Origin of the sequence: Pseudarthrobacter sulfonivorans, from assembly GCF_001484605.1 — a bacterium.
GTDB classification, from domain to species: domain Bacteria; phylum Actinomycetota; class Actinomycetes; order Actinomycetales; family Micrococcaceae; genus Arthrobacter; species Arthrobacter sulfonivorans_A.
In genome coordinates, this window is record NZ_CP013747.1 from 2,764,126 (window position 1) to 2,789,240 (window position 25,115).

23 protein-coding genes are annotated in these 25,115 nt (G+C 64.4%); 9 read left to right on the forward strand and 14 right to left on the reverse strand.

What is annotated here, in order from left to right; genetic code table 11:
- The first annotated feature begins 45 nt into the window (after positions 1-45).
- Positions 46-1,566, forward strand: a complete 1,521-nt coding sequence (locus tag AU252_RS12445) for an amino acid permease (RefSeq protein ID WP_058930993.1) — start codon at positions 46-48, stop codon at positions 1,564-1,566.
- A 50-nt stretch (positions 1,567-1,616) separates the two neighbouring features.
- Positions 1,617-3,371 carry a thiamine pyrophosphate-dependent enzyme gene (locus AU252_RS12450; RefSeq protein ID WP_058930994.1) on the forward strand — a complete coding sequence of 585 codons (1,755 nt, stop codon included), beginning with the start codon at positions 1,617-1,619 and terminating at the stop codon, positions 3,369-3,371.
- Between the two features lie 417 nt (positions 3,372-3,788).
- Here the strand turns inward: AU252_RS12450 and AU252_RS12460 are convergent, their stop codons facing one another.
- Genes AU252_RS12460 through AU252_RS12470 form a run of 3 tightly spaced genes read right to left on the reverse strand, consistent with a single transcriptional unit; the run spans position 3,789 to position 8,216 of the window.
- On the reverse strand, positions 3,789-5,615 hold the full coding sequence (locus tag AU252_RS12460) for an MFS transporter (protein ID WP_083510364.1): 1,827 nt from the start codon (positions 5,613-5,615) through the stop codon (positions 3,789-3,791).
- On the reverse strand, positions 5,612-6,538 hold the full coding sequence (locus AU252_RS12465; protein ID WP_058930996.1) for a VOC family protein: 927 nt from the start codon (positions 6,536-6,538) through the stop codon (positions 5,612-5,614). Before AU252_RS12465 ends, AU252_RS12460 begins: the two co-directional genes overlap by 4 nt.
- 46 nt (positions 6,539-6,584) lie before the next feature.
- Positions 6,585-8,216, reverse strand: a complete 1,632-nt coding sequence (locus tag AU252_RS12470) for a flavin-containing monooxygenase (RefSeq protein ID WP_205630568.1) — start codon at positions 8,214-8,216, stop codon at positions 6,585-6,587.
- 178 nt (positions 8,217-8,394) lie between these two features.
- Here AU252_RS12470 and AU252_RS12475 point away from each other — a divergent pair, with 178 nt between their 5' ends.
- Positions 8,395-9,342, forward strand: coding sequence for an SDR family NAD(P)-dependent oxidoreductase (locus AU252_RS12475; RefSeq protein WP_205630569.1), 948 nt, complete (start codon positions 8,395-8,397; stop codon positions 9,340-9,342).
- A 15-nt stretch (positions 9,343-9,357) separates the two neighbouring features.
- Here AU252_RS12475 and AU252_RS12480 read toward each other — a convergent pair whose 3' ends face one another.
- From AU252_RS12480 to AU252_RS12495, 4 genes are read right to left on the reverse strand one after another with little or no spacing between them, the layout of a single operon-like run.
- On the reverse strand, positions 9,358-10,065 hold the full coding sequence (locus AU252_RS12480; RefSeq protein ID WP_058930998.1) for a TetR/AcrR family transcriptional regulator: 708 nt from the start codon (positions 10,063-10,065) through the stop codon (positions 9,358-9,360).
- Between the two features lie 2 nt (positions 10,066-10,067).
- The gene (locus tag AU252_RS12485; protein ID WP_058930999.1) at positions 10,068-10,550 is read right to left on the reverse strand and encodes an HtaA domain-containing protein; all 483 of its coding nucleotides are present in this window, start codon (positions 10,548-10,550) and stop codon (positions 10,068-10,070) included.
- 3 nt (positions 10,551-10,553) lie between these two features.
- Entirely contained in the window at positions 10,554-11,162 is a 609-nt protein-coding gene (locus AU252_RS12490) for a carboxymuconolactone decarboxylase family protein (protein WP_058931000.1), read from the reverse strand.
- Positions 11,159-11,914, reverse strand: coding sequence for an SDR family oxidoreductase (locus AU252_RS12495; RefSeq protein WP_058931001.1), 756 nt, complete (start codon positions 11,912-11,914; stop codon positions 11,159-11,161). The genes AU252_RS12490 and AU252_RS12495 overlap by 4 nt, the downstream gene beginning before the upstream one ends.
- Positions 11,915-12,141: 227 nt before the next feature.
- Here AU252_RS12495 and AU252_RS12500 point away from each other — a divergent pair, with 227 nt between their 5' ends.
- The 6 genes from AU252_RS12500 to AU252_RS12525 all read left to right on the forward strand — a co-directional run bounded on the left by AU252_RS12500 (position 12,142) and on the right by AU252_RS12525 (position 17,872).
- Positions 12,142-12,975 carry an IclR family transcriptional regulator gene (locus AU252_RS12500; RefSeq protein WP_058931002.1) on the forward strand — a complete coding sequence of 278 codons (834 nt, stop codon included), beginning with the start codon at positions 12,142-12,144 and terminating at the stop codon, positions 12,973-12,975.
- Between the two features lie 172 nt (positions 12,976-13,147).
- On the forward strand, positions 13,148-14,374 hold the full coding sequence (locus AU252_RS12505) for an NAD(P)/FAD-dependent oxidoreductase (protein ID WP_058931003.1): 1,227 nt from the start codon (positions 13,148-13,150) through the stop codon (positions 14,372-14,374).
- A 38-nt stretch (positions 14,375-14,412) separates the two neighbouring features.
- Positions 14,413-14,736 carry a ferredoxin gene (fdxA, locus tag AU252_RS12510; RefSeq protein WP_058931004.1) on the forward strand — a complete coding sequence of 108 codons (324 nt, stop codon included), beginning with the start codon at positions 14,413-14,415 and terminating at the stop codon, positions 14,734-14,736.
- Positions 14,737-14,738: 2 nt separating this feature from the next.
- The gene (locus AU252_RS12515; RefSeq protein ID WP_058932909.1) at positions 14,739-16,085 is read left to right on the forward strand and encodes an FAD-dependent oxidoreductase; all 1,347 of its coding nucleotides are present in this window, start codon (positions 14,739-14,741) and stop codon (positions 16,083-16,085) included.
- Positions 16,082-17,257, forward strand: coding sequence for a P-loop NTPase (locus AU252_RS12520; RefSeq protein ID WP_058931005.1), 1,176 nt, complete (start codon positions 16,082-16,084; stop codon positions 17,255-17,257). The genes AU252_RS12515 and AU252_RS12520 overlap by 4 nt, the downstream gene beginning before the upstream one ends.
- Positions 17,258-17,398: 141 nt before the next feature.
- On the forward strand, positions 17,399-17,872 hold the full coding sequence (locus tag AU252_RS12525) for a MarR family winged helix-turn-helix transcriptional regulator (protein WP_058931006.1): 474 nt from the start codon (positions 17,399-17,401) through the stop codon (positions 17,870-17,872).
- 26 nt (positions 17,873-17,898) lie between these two features.
- On the opposite strand, the gene AU252_RS12530 is transcribed toward AU252_RS12525, so the two are convergent.
- From AU252_RS12530 to AU252_RS12560, 7 genes are all read right to left on the reverse strand, one after another.
- Complete coding sequence (locus tag AU252_RS12530; protein WP_205630570.1) at positions 17,899-19,122, reverse strand: CaiB/BaiF CoA transferase family protein; 1,224 nt, start codon at positions 19,120-19,122, stop codon at positions 17,899-17,901.
- Positions 19,123-19,127: 5 nt separating this feature from the next.
- Positions 19,128-20,276 carry a thiolase family protein gene (locus tag AU252_RS12535; protein ID WP_058931008.1) on the reverse strand — a complete coding sequence of 383 codons (1,149 nt, stop codon included), beginning with the start codon at positions 20,274-20,276 and terminating at the stop codon, positions 19,128-19,130.
- Complete coding sequence (locus AU252_RS12540; RefSeq protein WP_058931009.1) at positions 20,269-20,682, reverse strand: Zn-ribbon domain-containing OB-fold protein; 414 nt, start codon at positions 20,680-20,682, stop codon at positions 20,269-20,271. Before AU252_RS12540 ends, AU252_RS12535 begins: the two co-directional genes overlap by 8 nt.
- Positions 20,679-20,888, reverse strand: a complete 210-nt coding sequence (locus AU252_RS12545) for a ferredoxin (RefSeq protein ID WP_058931010.1) — start codon at positions 20,886-20,888, stop codon at positions 20,679-20,681. Before AU252_RS12545 ends, AU252_RS12540 begins: the two co-directional genes overlap by 4 nt.
- Entirely contained in the window at positions 20,888-22,180 is a 1,293-nt protein-coding gene (locus AU252_RS12550) for a cytochrome P450 (protein WP_058931011.1), read from the reverse strand. The genes AU252_RS12545 and AU252_RS12550 overlap by 1 nt, the downstream gene beginning before the upstream one ends.
- A gap of 36 nt (positions 22,181-22,216) precedes the next feature.
- Positions 22,217-23,710: an aldehyde dehydrogenase gene (locus AU252_RS12555; RefSeq protein WP_058931012.1), complete on the reverse strand. Its 1,494-nt coding sequence runs from the start codon at positions 23,708-23,710 to the stop codon at positions 22,217-22,219.
- An 80-nt stretch (positions 23,711-23,790) separates the two neighbouring features.
- Complete coding sequence (locus tag AU252_RS12560; RefSeq protein ID WP_058931013.1) at positions 23,791-24,666, reverse strand: SDR family oxidoreductase; 876 nt, start codon at positions 24,664-24,666, stop codon at positions 23,791-23,793.
- Positions 24,667-25,115 lie beyond the last annotated feature (449 nt).

Here is a 25,115-nt window from a genome sequence, read left to right on the forward strand (position 1 = left end):
TCTTCCCAACCCAGCAGGATCTTCTCCGTATCGAAAGGATCAACCATGCCCATCAGCCCCAATGACGAGGATGTACTGAAACAGGCCGACGGCGGCCACGCGCACGCCTCTGAGTCTGCCCTGCACGCGGAGGACAAGGGCTATCACAAGAGCCTCAAGCCGCGGCAGATCCAGATGATCGCGATCGGCGGGGCGATCGGCACCGGCCTGTTCCTGGGCGCCGGTGGCCGGCTTAACGCCGCGGGCCCGTCGCTGGTCATCGCGTACGCCGTGTGCGGTTTCTTTGCGTTCCTGATCCTGCGGGCGCTGGGTGAGCTGGTGCTGCACCGTCCGTCGTCGGGCTCGTTTGTTTCCTACGCCCGTGAATTCTTCGGCGAGAAGGCCGCGTTTGTCTCCGGCTGGTTCTACTGGCTCAACTGGGCCACCACCACCATCGTGGACATCACCGCCGCAGCGCTTTACATGAACTTCTTCGGCAACTACATCCCGTGGATGGCTGCTGTCCCGCAGTGGGCCTGGGCCCTGATCGCCCTCGTGGTGGTCCTCGCCCTGAACCTCGTCTCTGTGAAGGTCTTCGGCGAAATGGAGTTCTGGTTTGCCCTGATCAAGGTCGCGGCCCTGGTGGTCTTCCTCGTGGTGGGCACCTACTTCGTCATCTTCGGCACGCCCGTGGACGGCCAACCGGTGGGCCTCAGCCTCCTCTCGGACAACGGCGGGGTCTTCCCCAACGGCCTGCTCCCCATGATCATCCTGATGCAGGGCGTCCTGTTCGCCTACGCCTCCATCGAACTCGTGGGCACCGCCGCCGGCGAGACCGAGAACCCCGAAAAGATCATGCCCAAGGCCATCAACTCCGTGGTCTTCCGCATCGCGGTCTTCTACGTCGGCTCCGTCATCCTGCTCGCCCTGCTGCTGCCCTACACGTCCTACGAAAAGGGCGTCAGCCCGTTCGTGACGTTCTTCGGTTCCATCGGCATCCAGGGCGTAGACGTCATCATGAACCTCGTGGTCCTCACCGCCGCGCTCTCCTCGCTGAACGCCGGCCTGTATTCGACCGGACGCATACTCCGCTCCATGTCCGTGAACGGCTCCGCCCCGAAGTTCGCGGGCCGGATGAACAAGGCCGGCGTCCCCTACGGCGGCATCGCCATCACCGCCGGAGTGTCCCTGCTCGGCGTCCCGCTGAACTACCTGGTGCCCGCACAGGCCTTCGAAATCGTGCTGAACGTCGCGTCCGTGGGCATCATCATGACCTGGGCAACCATTGTGCTCTGCCAAATCCAGCTCCAACGCTGGGCGAACAAAGGCTGGCTCAAACGCCCGTCATTCCGGATGTTCGGCGCCCCGTACACCGGCTACCTCTCGCTGCTCTTCCTCGCGAGCGTCCTCGTGATGGTGTTCATCGACTCACCCCTCACCATGCTGGTCACGGCCATCGCCTCCGTGCTGATGGTGTTCGGCTGGTACGCCTGCCGGGCCCGCATCCGTGAAATCGCCGAAACCCGCGAAGGCTTCACCGGCACCGCCCCCGTCATCGCCAACCCGCCCGCGGAGACCTTCAGATAAACCCCGCACCATCCACTACAAAAACCAGTCCAAACAGCCAAAGAAAGCCCATGACAACGGAAACCGAAGCAACCCTGACCGCATCCCACACCCTGCCCGCCGCCGTCGGGAATTCCGAGCAAGTCTCCCGGGAGGCACACCATCCGGAGGTGCCTCACGCCGACACCGGCCAGGCCCTGAAATCAGCCGGGCACGTGATTGTTGATTCGCTGGTGGCCCATGGTGTGGAGCGCACCTATGTGGTTCCCGGCGAGAGCTTCCTGGACGTCCTGGACGGCCTGCACAACTCGGATATTGAAACAATCGTCTGCCGGCACGAGGGCGGCGCCGCCTACATGGCCGAGGCCGACGGCAAGATGCACCAGCGCCCGGGCATAGCGATGGTGACCCGGGGGCCCGGCGCGGCCAACGCACATGTGGGCCTGCACACCGCGTGGCAGGACTCCACCCCCATGCTGCTGTTCGTCGGCCTGATCCCCTTCGCACATCGCGACCGCGAGGCGTTCCAGGAGTTCGACATCAAGGCCTGGTTCGATACGGGGGCGAAGCGCGTGATGGTCCTTGACCACGCGGAGCGGGCGTCCGAGATCGTGGCCGAGGCGATGTTTGCGGCCATGAGCGGGCGGCCTGGCCCGGTGGTGGTGGGCCTGCCGGAGGACATTATCCGGCAGCAGATTGACCCGGCGCTGCACCCCGCCATTCCGGTGGCGGCAGGCGGCATGAGCACGTCCGACGCCGCCGCCCTGGAGGCTGCGCTGGCAGAATCCAGCAAGCCGCTCTTTGTCACCGGCGGCAACGACTGGACGCAGGGAGCAGCTGACCAGCTGACCGAATGGCTGGAACGGCACCATATTCCGGCCGCAGCTGAATGGCGGACGCAGGGAACGGTCTCCTTCGATTCCCCGTCCTACGTGGGCCCCATTGGCTACGGCCGCCCCCGCCCAACGTACGACCTGTTTGAGGAAACCGACCTGCTGGTGTTTGTGGGGACGGTGCCGGGCGACGTGATTACGGACGGATTCGTCTGCCGGCAGGACTGGAACAAAAAGAACTTCCTGGTTACGGCCGACCCCTCACTCCGTGGCCGGTCGGGACCCGTTTCGCGGCAGATCCTGGCCAAGCCCGAGGCCTTTGTCCGCGACCTTGTGGGGATCGACCTGCCGGCGAAGGAAGAGTGGAAAGCGTGGACCGACCGGATGCGGGGCGAGCAGGAGCGGTTCGCCGCGCTTCCGCCGGCGGCGCCGGCAGCGGGTCAGGCGAGGATGGACACTTTGATGGCGAACCTGGTGCCAAGGCTGCCCGAGGATTCACTGGTGACGTTCGGCGCGGGGGAGCACACCAACTGGGCCCACCGCTACTTTCCTACGCGCCGCTACGCCTCCATGATCAGTGCCCGTAACGGCTCCATGGGCTACTCCGTACCCTCGGCCATCGCGGCATCGCTGGCCGAACCCCGGCGCCGCGTGGTCACCATCGCAGGGGACGGCGAGTTCCTCATGAACGGCCAGGAGCTGGCCACCGCGGCCCAGTACGGGGCCACGCCGCTGGTGATCGTTATGGACAACCAGGAATACGGCACCATCCGCACCCACCAGGAGCGTCACTATCCCTCGCGCGTCTCCGGAACCCAGCTGAAGAACCCGGACTTCGGCCTGATGGCCCGGGCCTTCGGCGGTTTCGGGATCACTGTCACCGAGGACTGTGACGTTCCGGCCGCACTGGACGCCGCCTTGGCGGCCATCGACGAGGACGGTGTCTTCGCCCTCATCCATCTCATCGTGGAACAGCGCGTTAAGGCGTACTGAGCCACGTGCTGAAAGAGCAGCGGGCGACGGCGGGAGGTCCCGCCGTCGCCCGCTGCTCTCTGACCCGGGTCACCCCCGTCGGCTTAGTCATGCCACCTTGGCGGCACGCGAAGCAATGCGCAGTGCCGCGAAGCCCGTCAGCATCGCATGCAGGGGCTGCCTCTAAGCGCCCGTAAGAGTCGAGATCCCTGGAGCCCATCCGGGGCTGCGAGCCAAGGACCGCAGATGCTGGTTCAGTAACTGGGTTCCGCTCCGACGGCAGCCACATCGCCGGCGTCAATCATGCGTCGGCCCATGCCACCGTCAGCCCAGATCCAAAAGCAGGACTTGTCTGGCATCACTGCGTCCACCACGCCGCTCAGGACTTCTGACCCCACTCGCAAGCTGACGTGGTACCCGGGCTTTAGGATGTCGTGATTATCCATCGAGCGCGCGTGGGTCGCTCGTTGGGCCTCCGATGGGGGCGAATGCTCCGAAGAACATTTGCGGCAGATCCTGCGTGTCGGTGCCGCCGAGTCCTGCACCGAACAGCACTGTCTGCGCGTCGGCCGCGGAGCCTTCGATCTCGTACACCGTGGCGTACCGGTAGGCCGTCGGCGCGTCGCTGGCAAATTCATAACGCTGCGCGCTGACGAACCCCGGTAGGGCAACCACCTCAGGGATGTGCGTGTCGGAGTACCATGCGTTGAACTCGGCATCCTTTCCGTCCACGGCGTTCACGAGGGCGATCAGGATCTCGCGGGGGGCATTCGTTGAATCGGTCATGATGGTCGCTTTCTGTTGGGGTTGGGCATGGGAATGGACGTGCGGGTGCACATCCGGGGGTGAGATGGGGTCACTGCGTCTCGGAATGAAGGCAGCGATCGCCGCCGAGGCAAGTGCGGCAGCGAGCCCAAGCGTGAACGCGCCGTCGAACCGTCCGCCCGGGGAGACGGGGGATCCGTCGGGGGAGATCCCGGAGCTCGTCAGGACCGCGGCGATGGCGGCCGCGGCGGTCGCTGTGCCGAGCCCGCGCATGAGGGCGTTCAGCCCGTTCGCGGCAGCGGTCTCGTTCCGCGGAACCGCCTGCATGATGAGGGTCGGCATGGCGGCGTAGCCGAGCCCGACGCCGACACCCGTGAACGCGTTGATGAGGAGGATGTGCCACAGCTGCAGGTTGAGACTGATCGATGCGGCATAACATCCGGCGATAATCAAAGATCCCGCGACGAGCGAGGGTTTGGCGCCAAACCGCCGTTCGAGACGGCCGGCAATAGGTGACATAGCGAGCATGGCTAAACCGGAGGGCATCAGCGCCAGTCCCGCGGTGAGCAGTGGCAGGCCGAGGCCGCCCGCCTCGGCGGGGAACTGGAGAAGCTGCGGAAAGGCGATGCTCGATGCGAACAGGGCAAAGCCCATGGCGACGGACGCGAGATTGGTGAGGAGTACTGCCGGACGCGCGTTGACCCGCAGGTCGACGAGGGGATCCCGCACCCGCAGTTCGTATGCTCCCCAAGCGAGAAAGACAACGACGCCACCGATGAGCAGTGCCAGCGTCACCGGCGACGTCCACCCCCAGGTGTTCCCGCAGGAGACAGCCAGGAGCAGAGCGACCAGCCCGAGCGTAAGGCCCGCGATACCGCCCGCGTCGATCGCCCCTCCCGGCGGTTTGCCGCGTTCGGGGACGATCAGGAACACGAGCACGAGGGTGATCACGCCGATTCCCGCGGCTACCCAGAAAAGCACACGGAAATCGGCATGCTCGGTGACGAAGGCGCTGATGGGCAGCCCAAGTGACGCCCCGACGCCGAGGGTCGCGCTGACGAGCGCGATGGACGATCCCAGGCGGGACGGGGCGATCGAGTCGCCGAGGAGGGCGATGCCGAGAGGGATGACTCCCAGTCCCGTCCCCTGCAGGGCACGGCCGATGATGAGGGGCAGGACCGTCGGCGCAAGCGCAGCCACCACCGAGCCGGCGATGAGCAACCCGAGAAGCACCAGAGCGATGCGGCGTTTGCCGAACATATCTCCGAGACGACCGGCGATCGGCGTGCAGATCGCGGAGACCAGGAGCGTTACCGTAATCACCCACGCGGTATCGTCCGGACTCGCATCGAGGAGCTCCGGGAGCGCTCCCTGGATGGGGATCAGGATGGTCTGCTGGAACGAAGCGCTTGCCCCTGCGAATGCGAGCACCGCGACGATGAGGCGCTGGCGCGCGCGGGAGGGAAGCGAGTGCTCCGCCAGCGGGTCGCTGACGATCATGAAGGCCGGTGCTGGGCTGGCTCAGTGGTGAATCCCCAGGGCACGCCGAGGCTGGTGGCCGGGTCGGTCACCAGCGAGGTGGCCGAGCGCGCCGCGATGCCGACTCCGTTCGCTGTCAGGTGCTTGGCGGCGCGGTCCAAGTCCTCAACCTCCCACGTAATCGCATGGTAGGCGTCGACCGTGCCGTGCGCATGATCAGCCGCAGCCGGAGTGCCGGCGTCGGGGGTCGCAAAGTGGAACACGGCATCGGCCAGACGCACGTAGGGCCCGGATACTCCCCGGACGCTATCGCCACCCGACCGGATGATCTCACCACCCAGGACGTCGACGGCGACCTTGAGGGCTCGATCCGGTCGCGTGGTGAGGATCGTGTGATGCGAGGTGCGCGCGATACCCAGTGGGCCGCCGTCGTGAACGGCGGATGGACTCCAACTGGGGTCGAACCGCGGGTCGAGCGGGAAGGGGAACGTCTCGAAGAACTGGTACCTCATCCCGGCGTCCTCGGCCAAGGAGTAGAACGGTGCCGGGCCGCCGCTCCAGTCCTCGTCGTCGAGCGCCTCGTCACGCGCATCGACGAGGCGGACGCCAGCGGACCGGAACGCCTGGTATAGGTCTTTGGCACCATCAACGTACCAACCCACCGCGTTCAGGTGGCCGGTGTCGATATCGGGATACCGCTGCACTCCGCCCGTGAAATACCGCTTCGGCTCGAGGCTGTCGATGAGTACGTCTGCGACCATCGTGTAATTCGAGTAGTCGGTTGAATGGCCCGGAGCCGGCGGGGACGTCATTACGGTGCCGATGTTTGTACTCGGCCGCCCAAAGACGCGAGTGAAGAAATCCTCCGACGCGTCGAGGCTTGGCACGTGCATGGTCGGATGAAACACCGACTTCACGCGGAAGGCTTGGTCATTTTCGGTCATGCCGCTCTCCTTGAACTGGATGATACCTGCAGCGCTGCCGCCGGGCTCAGCCGGCTGCCACTGTCTCGTGAGCCGAGGTGAACGCGCCCCCGTAGTTTTCAGTCGAGGAGACCCCGTCCAGGATTTCGTGCAACTTTCCGCGGCCACCCGGGTTGAGCAGGAACTTGCGCGGCTTACCCTCGACGTTGGCGCCGTAGTAGTGGCTGTGTTCGACGGAGAAGATCGAAAGGGGAGCGAGGGTCTCGATCATCGACATCCAGATTGCCTCCTGCGCGGCCGTCGGCTCGAAGCTGTGGTAGCCCTGTTCGCGCGCATAAATGATCGTGTCGAGGATCCAATCAACCTGGTCCTGCGAGTACCGCGGGTAGTTGCCGCCGCCCGCTCCGTGCGGACCCCCGGGGAAAAAGAAGTTCGGCAGGCGATTTGCGCTGAACCCACCGAAGTCGGACGGGCCGTCCGCCCAGTCGATGCTCAGATCGAGTCCTTCGCGGCCCTTGACGCCCATCCGGGTGAGGGCGCCCGTTCCGAAGTCGAATCCGGTGGCGTACACGATGATGTCGTAGTCCCGGTGTCCCTCCGTGGTCTCGATCCCGGTCGCGTCTACGCGCACGATCGGCGTTTCCTTGAGTGCGATGAGGCCGGCGTTCGGTTTGTTGAACGACTCGAAGTAATTTGTCACGAAGGGCGGACGCTTCGCGCCGAACAGGTGGTCCTTCGGAATGAGACGGTCGGCAGTGACAGGGTCCTTGACGATGCTGCGGATCTTTTTGGCGAGGAACTCGCAGAACTCGAGGTTGACGTCCCGGTTCGTGGTCATGTCGTAGTAATTCGAGGTCAGCTTCGCGAAGCCGGGGCTCGTCCAGATCTTCTCGTAGAACTCCTGGCGGGCTTCTGCCGAGTCCTCGGTGGAGAACTTCCCGGCAGGTTCGTGGAGAAACCCCGACGGCGACGTGCTGAGTACCGTCACGATGTCCTCGAAGTTATCGTGGAGCCATTCGTACCGTTCGCTGGTGATTGGTGCGTTGTTCAGGGGTGTGGTCCAGGTCGGGGTGCGCTGGTAGAGGTCGACTGATTCGACGACGTCGACAATTGCCGGCAGCAGCTGGGCGCCGCTGGGGCCGTTGCCAATGATCGCGACGCGCTTGCCGGTGAAATCGATCGGCGTGTGCGGCCACGCACCGGTGTGGTGCCCTTCCCCCTGGAAGTCGTCGAGGCCCTCGATCTCGGGGAGGTGCGGCACCGAGAGTCCGCCGGTCGCTGAGATGACCCAGCGTGCGCGGGTGGTCTCGCCCGCTTCGGTTGTGACCACCCAGATGGCGTCTGTTTCGTCGTAGACCGCGGACACGACCCGCTGTCCCGTGCTGATGTTCTTACGCAGGTCGAAGCGATCGACGACAAAGTTGAGGTAGTCCTCGATTTCGGGCTGCGTCGCGAATTCCTCCCGCCAGCGCCACTCGCGGAACAGCTCCTTGGAGAAGATGTATCCGTAGGTATAGCTCTCGGAGTCGAAGCGTGCCTCTGGGTAGCGGTTCCAGTACCAGACACCTCCGACGCCGTCGCCGGCTTCCAGCGTGCGTGCGGTGAATCCCGCATCGATTGCCCGGTAAAGGGCGTAGATTCCGACGACTCCAGCGCCGATCACCAGTACGTCTACATCGACTTCGTTGTCTGACTTCACTGTCATTTCCTTGCTCCCACTCCATCATGAGGATACTCTTGGGCTATGTGCGATATATAAGCACGTGTGCTGAAAAAAGACAACATCAAGCAATATTGGCGCGGAATTTCTGCACTCTACGTGGTTGCGGAATATGAGCTGATGTGATGATATCGGCTCAAGATCACTTCAAAGGAGAATGATGAACGCTATCGATGACCTTCGGTACGACGGACGGGTCGCTATTGTGACCGGAGCAGGTCGAGGCCTGGGTCGAGCCCATGCGCTGCTGCTCGCTGAACGCGGCGCAAAGGTGGTCGTCAATGACCTGGGCGGCAGCAAGGAGGGTGAGGGAAACGACGCTGGCCCCGCCAACGACGTCGTTCAGGAAATCATTGCCGCGGGCGGTGAAGCGGTAGCCGACACGAATAACGTCGGCAGCGAAGACGGCTGCCACTCGATCGTTGAGACCGCGGTAAAGGAGTTCGGCCGCATCGACATTGTGGTCAACAACGCCGGTATTTCACGGTGGGCCACTTTCCCGGAAGCAGATGCGGACAACCTTGAGCGCACCCTCGATGTGCACCTTCGGGGTACGTGGCACACCACCCGCGCTGCGTGGCCGTATATGGAGGAACAGGGCTACGGGCGCGTCATTACCACCACGTCCACCGGCATGCTCGGCCTGGCCGACAACCTCGCCTACGCGACGGCGAAGGGAGCTCTTATTGGCTTTACCCGCAGCCTCGCTGTGGCGGCCGCGCCAAAGGGCATCCTCGTCAACTGCATCGCGCCGAACGCGGTAACGAGACCCAGCGAGTCGGCGACGAAGCCCAACATCGTCACCGCAACGGCTGTGGACAAGGCGCGCATGCAGGCGATGGACACCGCCCACGTCTCGCCCATGGTCGCCTACCTCGCGCACGAGTCGTGTCAGGTGAACGGCGAAATACTCGTCGCCGGAGGCGGCCGGTTCGCGCGGTGGTTCCTCGGTATTACCCCGGGATGGGTCCACGAGGGTGACGGCGTAGCGCCCCTGGAGGCCGTCGTCGAGCACTGGGATGAGATCAATGACGACGCGGACTACTACATACCCGCCAGTCTCCACGACTGGGCCTCGAACTTCATGGGACACCTCAGCGCCTGAGCGCTGAGGGCCTAATCAGCGAGCACGCGGGTCGGTGCTCGCAAGCGGGGCGATGAGTCCCGCTGACAGGAATGCCACCAGGTCGTCGATCAGTACTTCGATCTTGGCGGGCAGGTGCTCGCGTTTCTGCTGTGCAGACTGGTACCGGGCGAGCGCGTGCACGGCGCTCGTCCGGGCGAGCGACCAGCGCTCGTCCAGCACGGCGGGCGGCAGTTCTGTCACGAGGCGGCCGAGAAGCGTTCCAAGGGTGAGTACCGAAGCTCCCGCGTGAATGTCGCGGTTATCCAGACCCTCATAACCGCCTTGTCCCGTGATCAGCAGGGAGAGGAACGCCAGGTAGTGGTTGTTGGGCTTGATATGGATGGCGAGAGGGCGCACGAAGGCGTCGACGACATCCGAGATGGTGGGCGTTCGGTTGCCCATCATCAGGCTCGTTACCACCTGCGCTCGATGTGCCTCGCTTTCGGCGCCCCGCGACTCCATGATTGCCTTAACCAGCTCGTCGCGGTCACCAAAGTGGTACTGGACCGCTGCGTGGTTGCGCTGGCCGGCCGCAATGCCGATGTCGCGGAGCGGCACCGCTGATATGCCGCGTTCGGCGAACAGGCGTTCGGCAGCCGCGATTATGACCTGGCGGGTCGCCTCTCCGCGCACATTATTGCGCTCCGTGGGTGGTCGACGGTCGCTTTGGATCGGCCGCGGCTCGGGCGCATTTCGGGACATGACTACGAATCTATCGTGATCCGGATGCCGAGGGGTGCCATGTCGGTGCCGGCAGGATATACCGTGCCGAACATTTCGACGGCGGACCCGAGCAGCTTCGAGGGCACAGCATCCCAGACCAGAACATCACCGTCCTGCGCGGGCGTCGCGGTTCCCAGCTCAACGATGGCGGTAAGTTCAGTGGAGTCCACCTCGGTGCGCGCGAGCAGGGCTCCGCTCGTGGGCCCGACGACGATCTCGGGGTCGATGATCCGGATGTCGAGGAGGCCGTGGTGTGCTGTGAAATGGAGCGAGCCGGCGAACAACAGGCGCCAGCCGCCGTCGGAGGCCACCGCGCGGACGAGCGGGAACGTGAACACGCCGGAGTCGTCGATTGTCGCCGGCCCGTCGATTTCGTACGAGCCGCCAGCGATCACTGTGACATAACGCATCAGGGAGTCGCGCACTGCCCAGGTCAGTGAGCCGATCGAGTTCGGGTTCGACATTTATCAGTCCTGGCTTTCCGCGTTGTGGCGTGGGGGGAATCCTTGCATGCCTGGCTCCAGCTGCAGGCCCAGGGTAGCGAATGCCATGGCGTGCATATCGTAGGTTCCGACGGTAAACACCAGGTCGATGAGCTGCGGCCGCGTGAACTGCGCCTCCAGCTCGTCCCACACCGGTTCCGAGACGTTCTTGGCTTGGACCATTTCGTCGATCGCCCGCACCACTGCGGCATCCTCTGGCGACCATTCCTCCGCATCCGGACCGACGAACAGCGCCTCGAGCTCGGCCTCTGTAAGCCAGCCGTTCGTGCGACTCATGCGTACATGTTGTGCCCACTCGTACTCGCCATGGCTGAGCCACGCTGTTCGGATGATGGCGATCTCGCGAACGCGGTCGCTGAGCGAGGAGCGGCGCAAGTGGTTGGAAAATGGCATCCACCCACGGATGAGGTCCGGATGCCAGGCATAGATCCCGATGATGTGCGACTCGGGCCGCTGTGAGGGGCCGGACGGTGAGCCGTGGCCCTGCACGGAGAGTATCGACAAAGCCTGGTCGACCTCATCGTCCCACTCGTCGACGGGCCGCGGGGGGATTCGGGGCTGGTTCGTTGTCATCCGATGAACGACCCGCCGTTGACGCTGATGGTCTGACCGGTTACGTACGAGGCGCCGTCCGACACCAGATACCCGACGGCTGCCGCAATGTCTTCACCAGTTCCGACGCGACCGACCGGGATGTACTTCGCCATGTCGGCCGCCGAAGGGATTTTCCCGGCGTCGCGCTTCTTCTGCACGCTTGGCGTGTCGATAGACGATGGCGCGACCGTGTTCACAGTGATACCCGACTTGGCGAACTCCATCGCGAGCGCCTTGGTGAGAGCCATCTGCCCACCCTTCGATGCGGCGTAGTGAGCCATATTGGGTGCCCCGCGTTGCGCGCTCGAGGAGGAGATCAGCACGATCCGTCCCCAGCCGGTCGCCACGAGATCCGGGATCGCAGACTGAACGACATTGAACGTGCCGGTCAGATTGATAGCGAGGGTGCGGTTCCACTGCTCCAGTGTCATGTCGAGGAACGGCTGTTGGATCGCCACCGCGGCGTTGGCGACAACTGCTGAGATGGGCCCGAGCTCATCGCGTGCAGCGTCTATCGCCGCATCCACCTCTCCGCGGTCACTCACGTCGGCGCGATATCCCCGGGCGACTCCGCCCCCTTCGGTGATCGACTGTGCGGCACTCTCAGCCGAACCCTCGCCGATGTCGAGGATAACCACAGCGAAATCGGCCTCGGAAAGTCGCTGTGCGATCGCGAACCCAATTCCTGCACCGCCCCCACTGACGACGGCGACACGCTTCGCCGCGGTCATTTGGCTTCTCGTCTGTTCAATTTATGCTGCGCCGTGATCATGACCCGCGTCCTCTGTTTCTTTGCGACGGGGCGGCGACGGTCGCGTCGCTACCGGCCCTGTCGACATTATGGTGGTGGTGAACTACCGTCGTACACAACGGAACAGTCGTTCTGTTATATAACCCAAGATTGCTGGCACCGCCGAGGAAAGTCAAGCGGCCGGGCTGGCGCCAGCGGGAGTAGTGAATGATGAACCCACAGCCTGATGGCCAGCAGCGCGTCGCCGTAGACGAGCCACGGCTCCGCCACCCCCTTGCGCGCGGCATCGAGCTACTTACGCTCATGGTCGACAGCGGCCAGGATGTGCACGGCGTGCGCGAACTGGCCGGTCGTCTCGGGGTGAGTCCGAGCACCGTGCACCGGCTAGTCACCGACCTCGAACGCATCGGCCTGGTGAGTCGCACTTCGCATGGGTCGTATCGGCTCGGTCTCGAATTTCTCCGGATCGCCTGGACGACGACGGCCCGGTTTCCCCTGCACGAGGTTGCCAATGACACGCTGCGCGAACTCGCGGAGGAGTCCGGCGAATCGTCCTTCTTTGGCGTTTACGGGGAGCGGCGGCGCGAAATGATGTTCACACTTACCGTCGAATCGCCCCATCCGCTCCGCTACACGCTGCCGGAAAATATCTGGCTTTCCCTGCATGCCGGCGCGAGCGGGCTGGCGATTCTCGCGTTCCTGCCGGAGGGTGTGCGGGATGAAATCGCTCGCGGCCCGCTCGGTGCGGCCACCAGTCGCACGGTAGTCGACGCCGAAACGCTCCTCGTGCGCCTCGAGAAGATCCGCGAAGAGGGTTACGCCATCACTCACGGGGAGCGCATTGAGGGCGCGATCGCGATCGCGGCGCCGGTGTTCGGACCTTCGGGGGCCGTGGTGGGCGCCACTGGCATCACCATCCCCGAGGCGCGATTCAATGCCGCACACTCCTCATCGCTGGCCGCGTCTGTACGGGAGGCCGCAAAACGGCTCACGGGCTACATCAGCGGCACAATCAAGCCCCGTTCAGCCATTGCCCGCTGACCGCCGACGGTGCTTGGGTTGACACTGCTCTCCCGCAGGATCAATACTTGGGGTGTTGCGTTATAGCGACTGAGTGTTCCGTTCAGCGGTAACACATCGAGTCGTTTACGCCTCGCGAAAGTGTCCGGCGTCCCGGCCTCGCGAACTCGATGAAGAGGAGAAGGACTCGGAAATGGCCACAACAGTTGACCGTCACGTCGTTATTGTCGGGGCCTCGCTCGCGGGAACCCGTTCCGCGCAGGGCCTCCGAACGCTCGGCCACACCGGGCCGATCACCCTGATCGGCGCCGAGAAGGATCTCCCCTACGACCGGCCGCCGCTATCGAAGCACCTCCTGGCATCTGACTGGTCTGATGAGGTGATCGAGGGCAACCTCCTGATCACTCGCGCCGAACTCGACGAGCTCGCCATCGACATCCGGCTCGGTACCGCCGCCGTCGCGCTCAACACGGCGACCCGCACAGTGGCCCTCGCTGACGGCTCGAGTGTGCAGTACGACGTGCTGATCATTGCAACCGGAGCGGCCGCCCGGCCATCGCCGTGGAACCCGCCGTCGGGCGTGCTTCAGCTCCGTACCCTGGACGACTCGCGCGCTATCTCCGCGCGTCTCGCGCTCAAGGAGCCCGTCGTCGTCGTCGGCGGTGGATTCATCGGCACTGAGATCGCCGCAGCGGCGCTCAAGGCCGGCTGCCCGGTCACGGTCGTCGATCCGGTTGCGGAGCCCATGGCACGCCTCGTCGGCCCCGAGATTGCAGACATCCTCGTGGACCTCCATCTGCGTAACGGCGCGGAGACGCGATTCGGAGTGGGCGTCGTCGACATCCAGGGTGAGGCAGGCGCGCTCACTGTTGTCCTCGATGATGGCACGCGGCTCCAGGCCTCCACCGCCGTGGTCGGTATCGGTTCCATCCCATCAACCACTTGGCTGGTCGGCTCGGGCCTCACCATTGACAACGGGGTTCTGACCGACTCGTCTCTTCGTGCGATCGGGGCGGACGACGTTTACGCGATCGGCGACGTAGCCCGGTGGCCGCATCCCGGCCGGGGGCTGGATCACCGTGCCGAGCACTGGACCAATGCCAGCGACCAGGCGCGGTACGTTGCGACGGCGATCACGGGCGGCGACATGCAACCGTACAACTCGACCGACTACGTGTGGTCCGACCAGTACGACTGGAAAGTGCATTCGGTTGGCTGGCGCGACTCTGCGGGCAGCTCGATCGTTCTCGGCGACCTGCTCGAAGACGGACGCGTCGCCGTTATCCACGCGGACGCCGGTGGCATCGCCTGCGGTGCCGTCACCGTCAACTGGGTGCGCGCACTCAACCAGGCTCGACGGCTGCTCGCTGGCCGCGGAACGGCCACCGCACTGGTCGAAGAACTGCAGCAACGGGCCTGACGCCCGGCCACTACGAGAAGTACAGAAAGGAAGTCATTATGGTCTACGTGGTTACCGAGGCTTGCGTCGACGTCCAGGACAAGAGCTGTATGGAGGAATGCCCGGCCGACTGTATCTTCGAGGGCGGCCGCATGACCTACATCAATCCGGACCTGTGCATCGATTGCGGGGCCTGCGTCAGTCTTTGCCCTGTCGAAGCGATTTACTACGACGCCGAGCTCCCCAGCGATCAGGAGCAGTACATCGAACTCAATGAGCGCTTCTTCGCCGGGGTCCAGACCCCGAAGAGTGGCCGTAAGGCCGGCAAGATCGCGTTCGACGTTGACGAGATCCTCGCGCTTTCGCGCCGCGGAGGGCAGTGATCATGGCCGCTCTCAGGGTCGCCGTCATCGGCTCGGGTCCTTCGGGCTCGTACTCCGCCCAGCTCCTCACCGAGGAATCAGAGGCTCCTATCGAGGTGGACGTCTTCGAGCGCCTCCCCGCGCCGTTCGGTCTCGTGCGGTACGGAGTGGCACCGGATCACCCGCGCATCAAATCCATCACCACCTCGTTCGCCGAGGTTTTCGAAGAGACGCCTGGCGTTCGATTTCTTGGAAACGTGCTGGTGGGCAAGGACATCACGCTCGACGAAATGCGCGCCCACTACGACGCCGTGGTCTTCGCGACCGGAGCCCCGCTCGACCGGTCCCTCGGCATCCCCGGAGAAGACCTGGAGGGCGTCCATGCCGTGCGCGAATTCGTCTCGTGGTACGGCGGACACCCGGACAGCGACCCGCAGTCGTTCGCACTCACCGGCCAGCGCGCGGTGGTCATCGGCGTCGGCAACGTCGCACTCGATGCGGCGCGGATGCTGATGCTGAGCGTCGAAGAGCTTCGGGCCACCGACGTGCCCGAGCACATCGTCAACGCTTTCGCCGCGAGTAGTTTCCGGGAGGTCGTCATCGTCGGCCGCCGCGGCCCCGCCTTCGCCAAGTTCACCAACAAGGAATTCCTGGAGTTTCTCGAGGTGGAGAGCTGTGACGTCATCGTCGACCCTGCGGATCTTGAGCTCAGCGCCGAGGAGCAGGCGCACCTCGATTCGGATCCCGCCGCGAAGCGCCTGTTCAGTTCGTTCAAGAAGGCGGTGGACCGCGGAGTGCTCGGTCGCGATCGGCGCGTGCGATTCGTGTTCGACCGTTCACCGGTGGAACTTCTCGGTGAAAACGGCGCCGTCACGGCGATCCGTCTCACCCAGACCACCGACCCAGCGGTCACCGAAACCCTTGAGACGCAACTCGTGCTGCGCTCGGTCGGGTACCGCGGAAAGGCCCTCGTCGGCTTGCCGTTCAACGAGACGACCCACACGGTGCCCCATGTCGAGTCCCGCGTCCACGACGGCGACGGCGTTGTGGATGGGGTGTACATTGCCGGCTGGATCAAGCGTGGACCCACCGGCGTCGTCGGCACCAACCGGCGCTGCGCACTGGACACCGTGACGTCGCTCCTCGAAGACGTCTCCGCGCCTGGGCGTGTCTCAACTGCTTCAACAGCGGCCGACGTCGACGATCTGCTCGAGTCCCGCGGCGTTCACGTTGTTGACTGGGCGGCGTGGAAAACGATCGACGCCGCCGAGGTCGCCGCAGGGGAATCGGTAGGGCGTGAGCGCGTGAAGCTCCACGACCGCGACGAGATGCTGCGTGTCGCCCGTGGGAATGGCATGGACGCCAGATGACCCAAGAACCCCAGCCCGGCCTCGGTGCCGCCGGGCAGATCGAGGTCGCCGTCCGCGCCGCCGCCGGCGGCGTCATCGACCCGGAGCTGCGCAGGCCGCTCGCCGATCTTGGCATGATCGACGCCGTCGCCGTGCACGACGGCGTGGCATCCGTCGTCGTCCTGCTCACCATCGTCGGCTGCCCGGCCGCTGACAGGATCCAACACGACGTACGCACCGCCGTGCTTGGAGTCCCCGAAGTCCATGATGCGAAGGTCGAGCTCGGGGTGATGACGGACGAGCAGCGAGCCGATATGGTGACACGGCTTCGAGACGGCAAGCCGCGCGCCACCACGACATTCACGGCCGACTCCCTCACCCGGGTCATCGCCGTCACGAGCGGCAAGGGCGGGGTGGGCAAGTCCACTGTCACCGCGAACCTGGCCGTCGCGCTGGCCGACCGCGGCCTCCGCGTTGGGCTCATCGACGCCGACGTCTACGGCTTCTCAATCCCGGGGCTTATGGGTCTGGTGGCGCCGGATGGCCGAATCGCACGGCCCACGCGCGTCGGCGAGCTCGTGCTGCCCCCGGTCGCTCACGGAGTAAAGGTAGTGTCGATCGGCATGTTCCTCCGCGAAGGGGCCGAGGGCACCGCCATCTCGTGGCGGGGTCCGATGCTGCACAAAACGCTCGAGCAGTTCCTCACGGATGTGTTCTTCGGAGACCTCGACGTGCTGCTCGTCGACATGCCACCGGGAACGGGCGACGTCGCGATTTCCGTTGGGCATCTGCTTCCGCACGCCGACGTGCTTGTGGTGACCACCCCCCAGTCGGCGGCCGCCGGAGTGGCCGTACGCAGCGGCCAGCTCGCCCGCCAGCTCGGCCAGCGCATCATCGGCGTCGTCGAGACGATGTCCCCGATGGACCTTGCCGACGGCTCAACGTTCGAACCGTTCGGCGCCGGCGGTGCCGACGCCGTTGCCGCAGCCCTGTCCACCGAGGACGAGACGGTCACACGGATCGCATCCATCCCCTTCAGCACGGTCCTGCGAGCCCACGGCGACGAGGGTATCCCGGTGGTCATCGAACAACAGGACGATCCCGCCGCGCTCGCATTCCGTGCGTTGGCGGATCTTGTTGCCAAGAGACCGCGCGGGCTCGCTGGGCGCAGGCTGCCAGTATCCGTGGGCTGAGCGCACCCGATCAGTTGACTCGGTTAGCTCTACAACCGCACTTGCCGTTGTTCTGACCACCTCTGTAGTGGTCCAGGCCCGCCTCGCCCCCGGCCCCGTTGGAACATTACCCAGGCAACCAAGCGAGGAGTCCGTGGAGCCATGGAATTAACGTCAAATACAGCAGCGAATTTGGGCCACGAGATTTTCGGCCTCCAGCGTGCCGTGCGGCGCATCGTAGCCGCCAGCCAGCGAGCGGAGGAAACCGGCGTTGCCCTTCAGTTCGTGCTTCGGTTTGTAAGCGAGGGGGACTCCCGTGCCGCCCGGTTGGCCGAGCGGCTGGGAGTCGGCGCCCCGGTCCTCAGCCGGTACATCGCGGAATTGGAGGAGCAAGGTTACGTTTTCCGCAGGAAAGATCCAAGCGATGGACGGGCCCGGCTGGTGGCCCTCACTTCCTTAGGAGCCGACAAGCTCCGTCACATCGATGAGCGGCGGGCAGCCGCCTTGATGGAGTGCCTTGGCGCTTGGAGCGAGGAGGACGCCGGCAACACCGCGAGAATCCTGCAGACGCTCAATGAAACCTTGGCCGCATCAGGGCGCACGATTGAAACGGGCAGACCCCAACGCGAACCCTGATGCTGCCGAGGAAAGCGACTGTAGGACTAGCTCACCGGCTCGACCACGGTTGCGGCGGCTCCGACAACTCCGTCGGCCACGAGTGAAGCAATGACCTCCTCGCTGAGCCTGAGACCGTTGCGCAGGATGTCGATTGTGTCCGCGCCCAACTCGGGCGGGTAGGTCGGCGCGACGTCGACGGTGTCAACGAAGCGGATAGGGGTAGCGACGTTCTCGAACTCGGTGAGGCCATTGCTCACAGTGATGAGGGAGCCGTCATCGGCATTCTGTGCGTCGGTGAGCGCTTCAAGAACGTTCTTTACGAGCGCGACCGGAACGGACTCCGCAGTCAGCAGGTCCACCCACTCCGCCGCGGGCTTCTCCGAGACTCGATCTTCCAGGATCGCCCATAGGGCCTCCTTGTTCCGCAGCCTCCCGGCAGCATCGACGAAGCGCTCGTCGGCGATGAGATCGTCGAGTCCGAGGACGTGGCAGAGGCCCTCCCACATACGCGGTGTGTTGGCTGTGACCACGAATTCGCGGTCGTCTCCGCCGCGAAACGAACGGTAGGTCGCGATCGAGTCGTGCGCGGCGCCCTGTGGTTCTGGAGCTACCTGATTGATGAATGTATACAGGGCCTGGTAAGAGAGCATCGCGAGCTGGCCGCGCAGCATCGAGATGTCGACGATGCGGCCGCGACCGGTGTCGCTCCGGGCATGGAGTGCGGCGAGGATGCCGATGACCGCGTACAGCCCCGCCACCACGTCGCCTGCGGGGATGCCGAGGCGGGCGGCAGGGGAGCCTGGGTGCCCGGTGAGGCTCATGACGCCGCTAAGAGCCTGCACCACCATGTCGTATGCGGGTCGATCGCGTAGAGCGCCCTCTTGGCCGAATCCGCTGATCGAGGCCCAGATCAAGGCGGGATGTTTCTCAAGGACGACGTCGGGCTCCAGTCCCAGCCGCTTTGTGACTCCTGGCCGGAAGTTCTCGATCACGACGTCGGCATCCGCGATGAGTGCGCGCATGACATCCAGCCCCCGCGGCGACTTGAGGTCGATCGCGATGCTGCGTTTATTGCGGTTGTTGGACAGGTAGTAGGCACTCTCACCACCCAGTTTCGGGCCCGCGATCGCCCGGCTCGAGTCACCTTCGAGGGACTCCACCTTAATGATCTCCGCGCCGAGGTCGCCCAGGAGCTGCGTGGCCGACGGGCCGGACAGGAATGTCGTGACGTCTATGACGCGGATTCCTTTGAGCGGACGTTCTGTCATGGCGCTCATGCTGCTTCGAAGATGTGGATTGTGCAGGCACCGTGGTCGAGGCCGGCGGTGCCACCGCCGGTCACGTGGGTCATCGCCCAGCGCGCATCGTCAATCTGCCGGCCGCCAGCCTGTCCGTTGAGCTGCCAGAATGCTTCGGCAACCTGGGCGACGCCGCTTGCCCCTACCGGGTGGCCCTTGGACAGTAGTCCACCGCTCGGGTTTACCACGACATCACCGCCGAACGTGGTCTTGCCGTCACGAATCAGATCGGCCGCGTGGCCACGCTCCGCGAGCCCGAACGCCTCGTAGTACACGAGCTCGGCAATGGAGAACGCATCGTGGAGCTCGATCATGTCGAGATCCTTCGGTTCGATGCCGGCAAGCTCGTACGCGTCCTGGGCGGATCGGGAACTGATGTCGGGTCTGGTCATATCGCGGAAACCTTCCTCAACATGACCGGAGTGCAGGACTGAGGCTGCGATGCGCATCCCGCCGGACGTGCCGAGCCGCTTCCGGGCGCGCTCGGAAGCGAGGACGACGACGGCGGCGCCGTCGCCGGTCGGGCAGCACATCAACAGGGTGAGCGGGTCGGCCACGGCCCGGGAAGCGAGCACCTCTTCGACTGTTACTTCCTTGCGGAACTGTGCGAAGGGGTTGAGCGCCCCATGCTTGCGGGCCTTGACGCTGACGAGCGCAAGGTCCTCGGCGGTCGCCTCTGTCTCATAGAGGTACCGTGTCGCTCGCATGGCGTAGACGGCAGGCATGATGATGCCCTGCTTTACCTCGCGATCCTCCGGGGAGAGCGGCAACGCACCACCGCCGAACTGCGTCAGCTTCTCCACACCGATGACGACAGCGATGTCGACAAGCCCCTGGGCGATCGCCGTCGAGGCCTCGTGGATCGCGGTTGCACCGCTCGAGCAGGCGTTGTCCACGTTTACTGTCGGCACATCACCGAGACCGATTTCCTTGCAGATCCGCTGCCCGGTCATCATGCCGCCGTAGGAGTGTCCGACGTAGACTGCATCGACATCGGACTTATCGACGCCCGCGCTGCGCAGCGCGTCGATGAGCGGCGGCACAGCGAGCCCGACGTACGAGGATGTGCGGTATTTCGCGAACGGAATCATCGCGGCTGAGATTACGAAAACTTTTTCAGTCATGGTGTTGCCCTTTCGTCTCGCCGGCTGCGCGTGCGAAGAACCAGTTGTCGCCCTCCACACCGAGCTCGACGCGGATGCCCGGCTCAAGGGGTGTGTCGCCCTCGCGGATGTCGGCGAGCGTGCGCACGTCGTTGTCGAGGTCGACATAGCCCAGGGGGCGGACTCCGTCTCCCCCCACGTGCAAGCGGGTGAATGAGTAAAGAGTTCCCGTCGAGGGGAGAGCTATGGTGCTGACGTTGGAACTTACGCACGTGCTGCAGACGACCCGCGTGCCGATCATTTCCCGACCGCAATCACCGCAGCGCGTGCCAAGGAGCCGTGGCCCTTCGGGGAACGTGCTGAGCAGCTCGTCGGTCTCCATGTCAGCGATGACCACTGACACCCTCGCTTCAGACTCCGTCTTCACGTGTTATCGCCTTCCGCATCGGCCCGCGCGATAGCACGCGTCGGACAGACCTCTATCGCCATCAGGATCTTGTCGTCGCCATCGCCGTGATCGTCGACGACGATGGCAATGCTGTCATCGTCGAGATCGAAGGTGGCCGGGGCGTAGAACGTGCACTGGCCTGAGCCCATGCAGCGGTCCCGGTCGACGCTGAGCTTCGCGGACATCAGGACCCTGCCGGGGTGTAGGTGAGGTGGAGCTTGGTGTGCCCACGGAATTTGTAGCTGCGGATCAGGTCCCACTCCCGCGCTCCAGCCGGTCCGTGGTGCTCTTCGCTCACCTGGATGCTGCTCGTGCGCTCAAGGAGCCTTTGGATAGAGAAGACCGCCTCGGCCCGTGCCAGCGGCGCACCTGGACAGGTGTGGATTCCCCGTCCAAAAGCGAGATGTTGGCGCGCGTTGGCGCGCAGAACGTCGAAGTCCTCGGGGTTGTCAAAAACCCGCGGGTCGCGGCCGGCGGCACCATGCAGGAGCATGACGTTGGTCCCGGGCGGAAGATCGAGCCCACCGAGGCTCGTCGCTGTCTTGGTGATGCGGAACGATCCCTTAATCGGTGCCTCGATGCGGAGCGTCTCCTCAAGGAACTTAGGGATGAGCGCGGGCTCGCTGCGCAGCAGGTTCTGGACCTCGGGGTCGTCTGCGATTCGAGCCACCGAGATGCCAAGCAGCTGCACGGTCGTTTCCTGGCCCGCGGAGAAGAGGTTGGCGGCGATGCGTGCGACCTCGATGGGCTCGGGGAGCGAGCCGTCAGGGAAGGTCGCCACGGCCATTCCGGTCAGGATGTCGTCCTTCGGGTCTTCGCGCCGCTCCACGATCTTCGCGATGAAGTAGTCGTACATCTTCTCGAGGCCGGTCTGGTGGTTGTTCGTCTGGAGCTCGAGATTTCCGAGCACCGGTCCCGGTGACGAGGCAAGCAGATCGAGCAGCATCTGGTGGTCTTCCACGGGGACGCCGAGGAGATCGGCGACGGCAAGGATTGTGTAGCCCTTTGCGTAGTCCCAAATGAATTCCGTGTTCCCCCTGGGGATGAGCTCGTCGAGGAACCGGTCTGCGGTTTCCTTGAGGAACTGCTCGTTCTCCTTGAGTCGCTTGGGGGTGATGAGCCCCATGAGGATGGCGCGGTGGTCCGTATGCACGGGCGGATCGAAGGTGACGATCTGGTCGCTGGCGCCGAAGTACTCGCGGTGTTTCTCCAGGATCTCGGTGATGTCGTCGCCCACGAGTTCGACCGGAAGGTCAATGACCGGACCGCCCACCCGGTTGATCGAGGAGTACACCTCGGGCTGGTGGTAGACCTGCAGGGCCTCTTCGTAGCCGGTCACGATGACGACGCCGTACTTCGGCTCCCGGAATACCGGGTGGTTCGCGAGCATGTGGTCGAAGTACGGCTCGGCTTTGGATGCGACGTCGGGGTCTGTGAAAAAGTCGACCTCGGTCGGGTCGATCTCAGTGGTTGTCATAGGTCTGTCTTTCTGTCTGTGCGGGCAGCGCGTGGGTCACTGGAAACGTGAGGGGGCGCCGTCGAGCAGTACCGTCTTCGATTCCAGGTAGGGGAGAAGGCCCTGCAAGCCGCCTTCGCGGCCCACACCGGACTGCTTGAACCCCCCGACGCCCATCAGTTGGTCCGTCTTGAAGCCGTTGTGGCCAACCGTTCCCGAACGAAGCCGGCGGGCCGCGTGATACGCCCGGTCATTGTCGTTGGTGAACACGGCCGAGTTCAGTCCGTAGACGGTCCCGTTCGCGAGCTCAATCGCGTGCTCTTCGTTGTCGGCAGCGATGACCGATAGGACCGGGCCGAAGATCTCCTCCTGGGCGATCGTTGAGTTGTTGTCAACATTCGCGAAGACGGTCGGCTCAACGTAGAACCCACGCTCGAGGTGCGCAGGACGGCGGCCGCCGGTGACCAGGTTCGCGCCCTCGTCGATGCCCTTCTGGATATAGCCCAGCACTCGCTCTTGCTGGCGTCCCAGCGCCAGCGGGCCAAGCTGGCTGTCGGCTTCGAACGGGTCTCCGACCCGCACCGAGCCGAAGATGGATCCGAGTGCTTCCGCCATCTCGTCGTGGCGCGACTTCGTGACGATCACGCGGGTCAGCGACATGCACACCTGGCCATTGAGCGAGCATTCCGCGGCGGAAAGGGTCTTGGCGGCGGTTTCGATGTCATAGTCGTCGAAGATGACCGCCGCGGACTTTCCGCCGAGCTCCAGGGTGTACCGGGCCATCCGCTCGCCGGCCAACGAGGCGATCCGCCGTCCCACGCCGCTGGACCCCGTAAACGAAATTTTGTCGACGCGCGGGTCTCGCACGAGCTGCTCAGAAACTTCGCGGTCGGCAGTCACGACGTTGAGCACGCCGGCTGGGAGGCCGATTTCTTCGGCGATCTCTGCAAGCACGTACAACTCGCCAGGTGCCTCAGGAGGTGCCTTCAGGACAACGGTGCAGCCGGCGAGAAGGGCCGGGGCCAGCTTGTGGATCGCGAGCGACAGCGGCGTGTTCCAAGGCACGATCGCGCCGACGACGCCGATCGGTTCCTTCACTACGACGCCGAACGGGGCGAACTCCGGTGTCGCCAGGGCTTCGAACGGATAGGTCGCTGCGAGGTCTGCGTGGTAGTCGAGGGTGTTCGATACGCGGGTGATTGCCATCTGCGACATGGAGAACAGCACGCCGGCCTGCCGCGACCAGAACGTCCCGGTCTCCGACGAACGCGCGCGCAGTCCCGCCCCGAGTTTGCGGAGGTACTCACCACGCACCTGCGGTTCGAGGAACGGCCATGGCGAGTGGTCGAACGCATATCGGGCGGCGGTGATCGCCGCGTCCATGTCATGGGGCCCGGCCTCGGCGACGCGGAAGAAAGTCTCTTCGGTGCCGGCATCGATGATGTCGAAGCCGGATTTGCTCGTGGGAAGAATCCACTCGCCGTTGATGTAGAGGCGATCGGCATGCCGGATGTTGACCGGGGCGCCGCGCTGGGTGAGTACGTCAGTCATGTACGTCTCCTGTTTCTGAAAGTGTTGTGAATTCTGTACCGAAACGTTTCGGGTGCTGCGGGCGTGTGGTGCTCAGATGCTCACGCGGACTGCTTGGAGAGGACTCCTCGCAGAGTCCAGGTGGTCCGGTCCGGGGCGAGGCCGGCGAGTGCCATTGAGTTCATGCCGAAGTCGACTGAGAGGTGGGCGCCCGAGACGTAGCTCGCGAGATCGCCACCGAGAAAGACGAGTGCGCGCGCCATATCCACCGACTCCGCGAGGCGGCCGGCGGGCCCGAGATCGGCGTCTACTGCCTCCCGGCCGCCCTTCATCTCCGCGAACTCGTCGAACATGCCGGAGATGGTCATGGCGGGCAGCAGGGCATTGATGCGGATCTTCCGCAGGTCCGCGAACTTCACGGCTTCTTCCGCGACCCAGAGGTTCAGCATGCGCTTGGACAGGATGTACCCCAGCGATCCGGGAATGCCGCCGAGCTCGGCATCGATTCCCTTCGCGAGACCGAGGAGCTCATCCCAGCTCGTTCCGTGGATGAGTGCTGCTGTCTCCTCGCGTACATCCGGGCGATCCCACCGAAGGCCACCGTTCGACGTCACGAACGTCAGTGATCCCTCAGCGACGACGCGGTCGACGAGGTACGTGTCGGCGATGTACTTGTTGGCGATGAAGTTGATCGTGACGGTCTCCAGGAAGTCCGTGTGGACGCCTGACACACCCGCCACGCCGAAGAACCGGTCGATGGATTTGGGGAGCTGTGCGAAGGCTGCGTCGATCGAGTCCTTGTCGCCGAGGTTTGTGACGATCGACGCAGTCAAGCCTTCGACGGGCGATTCGACGCGGTCGAGGGCGTGCACTTCGGCGCCCTGGTCGACGAGGATCTCAGCCAGGGCCTTGCCCATGCCCGATGCTGCTCCCGTAACAACGCAGGTCTTGCCGGAATATCCGAGGTAGTCGGTCACTGTGTGTACTCCTTCTTCTGGTGCGAGCCAGGTCGACATCATTGTCTGTCGTACTTACTTCGAGATGTTCTGTTCTCTACAAGAGAACGAAGAGTCTGTATTGCGAAACGCTAGCTCGAGTCTGCCATCAGTACGATGCTGCGTCAATGCGTCCTTCGCCTCGCCATGCCCTGGTGCCGGAGCTATCCGGGAAAGGGTTGACAGCAGTGCCGTGAAACGTGCAGACTCACTCTCGAAACCATATTACGCAACGACTGTTCCGTCTAAGGCGACAAACTCGCAACGGCGGCACAGTCCCAGCGGCACGGACTATCTCCAGACCCGATCCAAGGGCGTCCGGTGCTGCGATTCATGGAGCAAACGACGAAGGAGTCGAAATGAGCAATACGCGACCCGATCGCCAGGGTGGTGATGCGCCCGCCTTGGAAAGCGGACGTACTTTCGGTAGA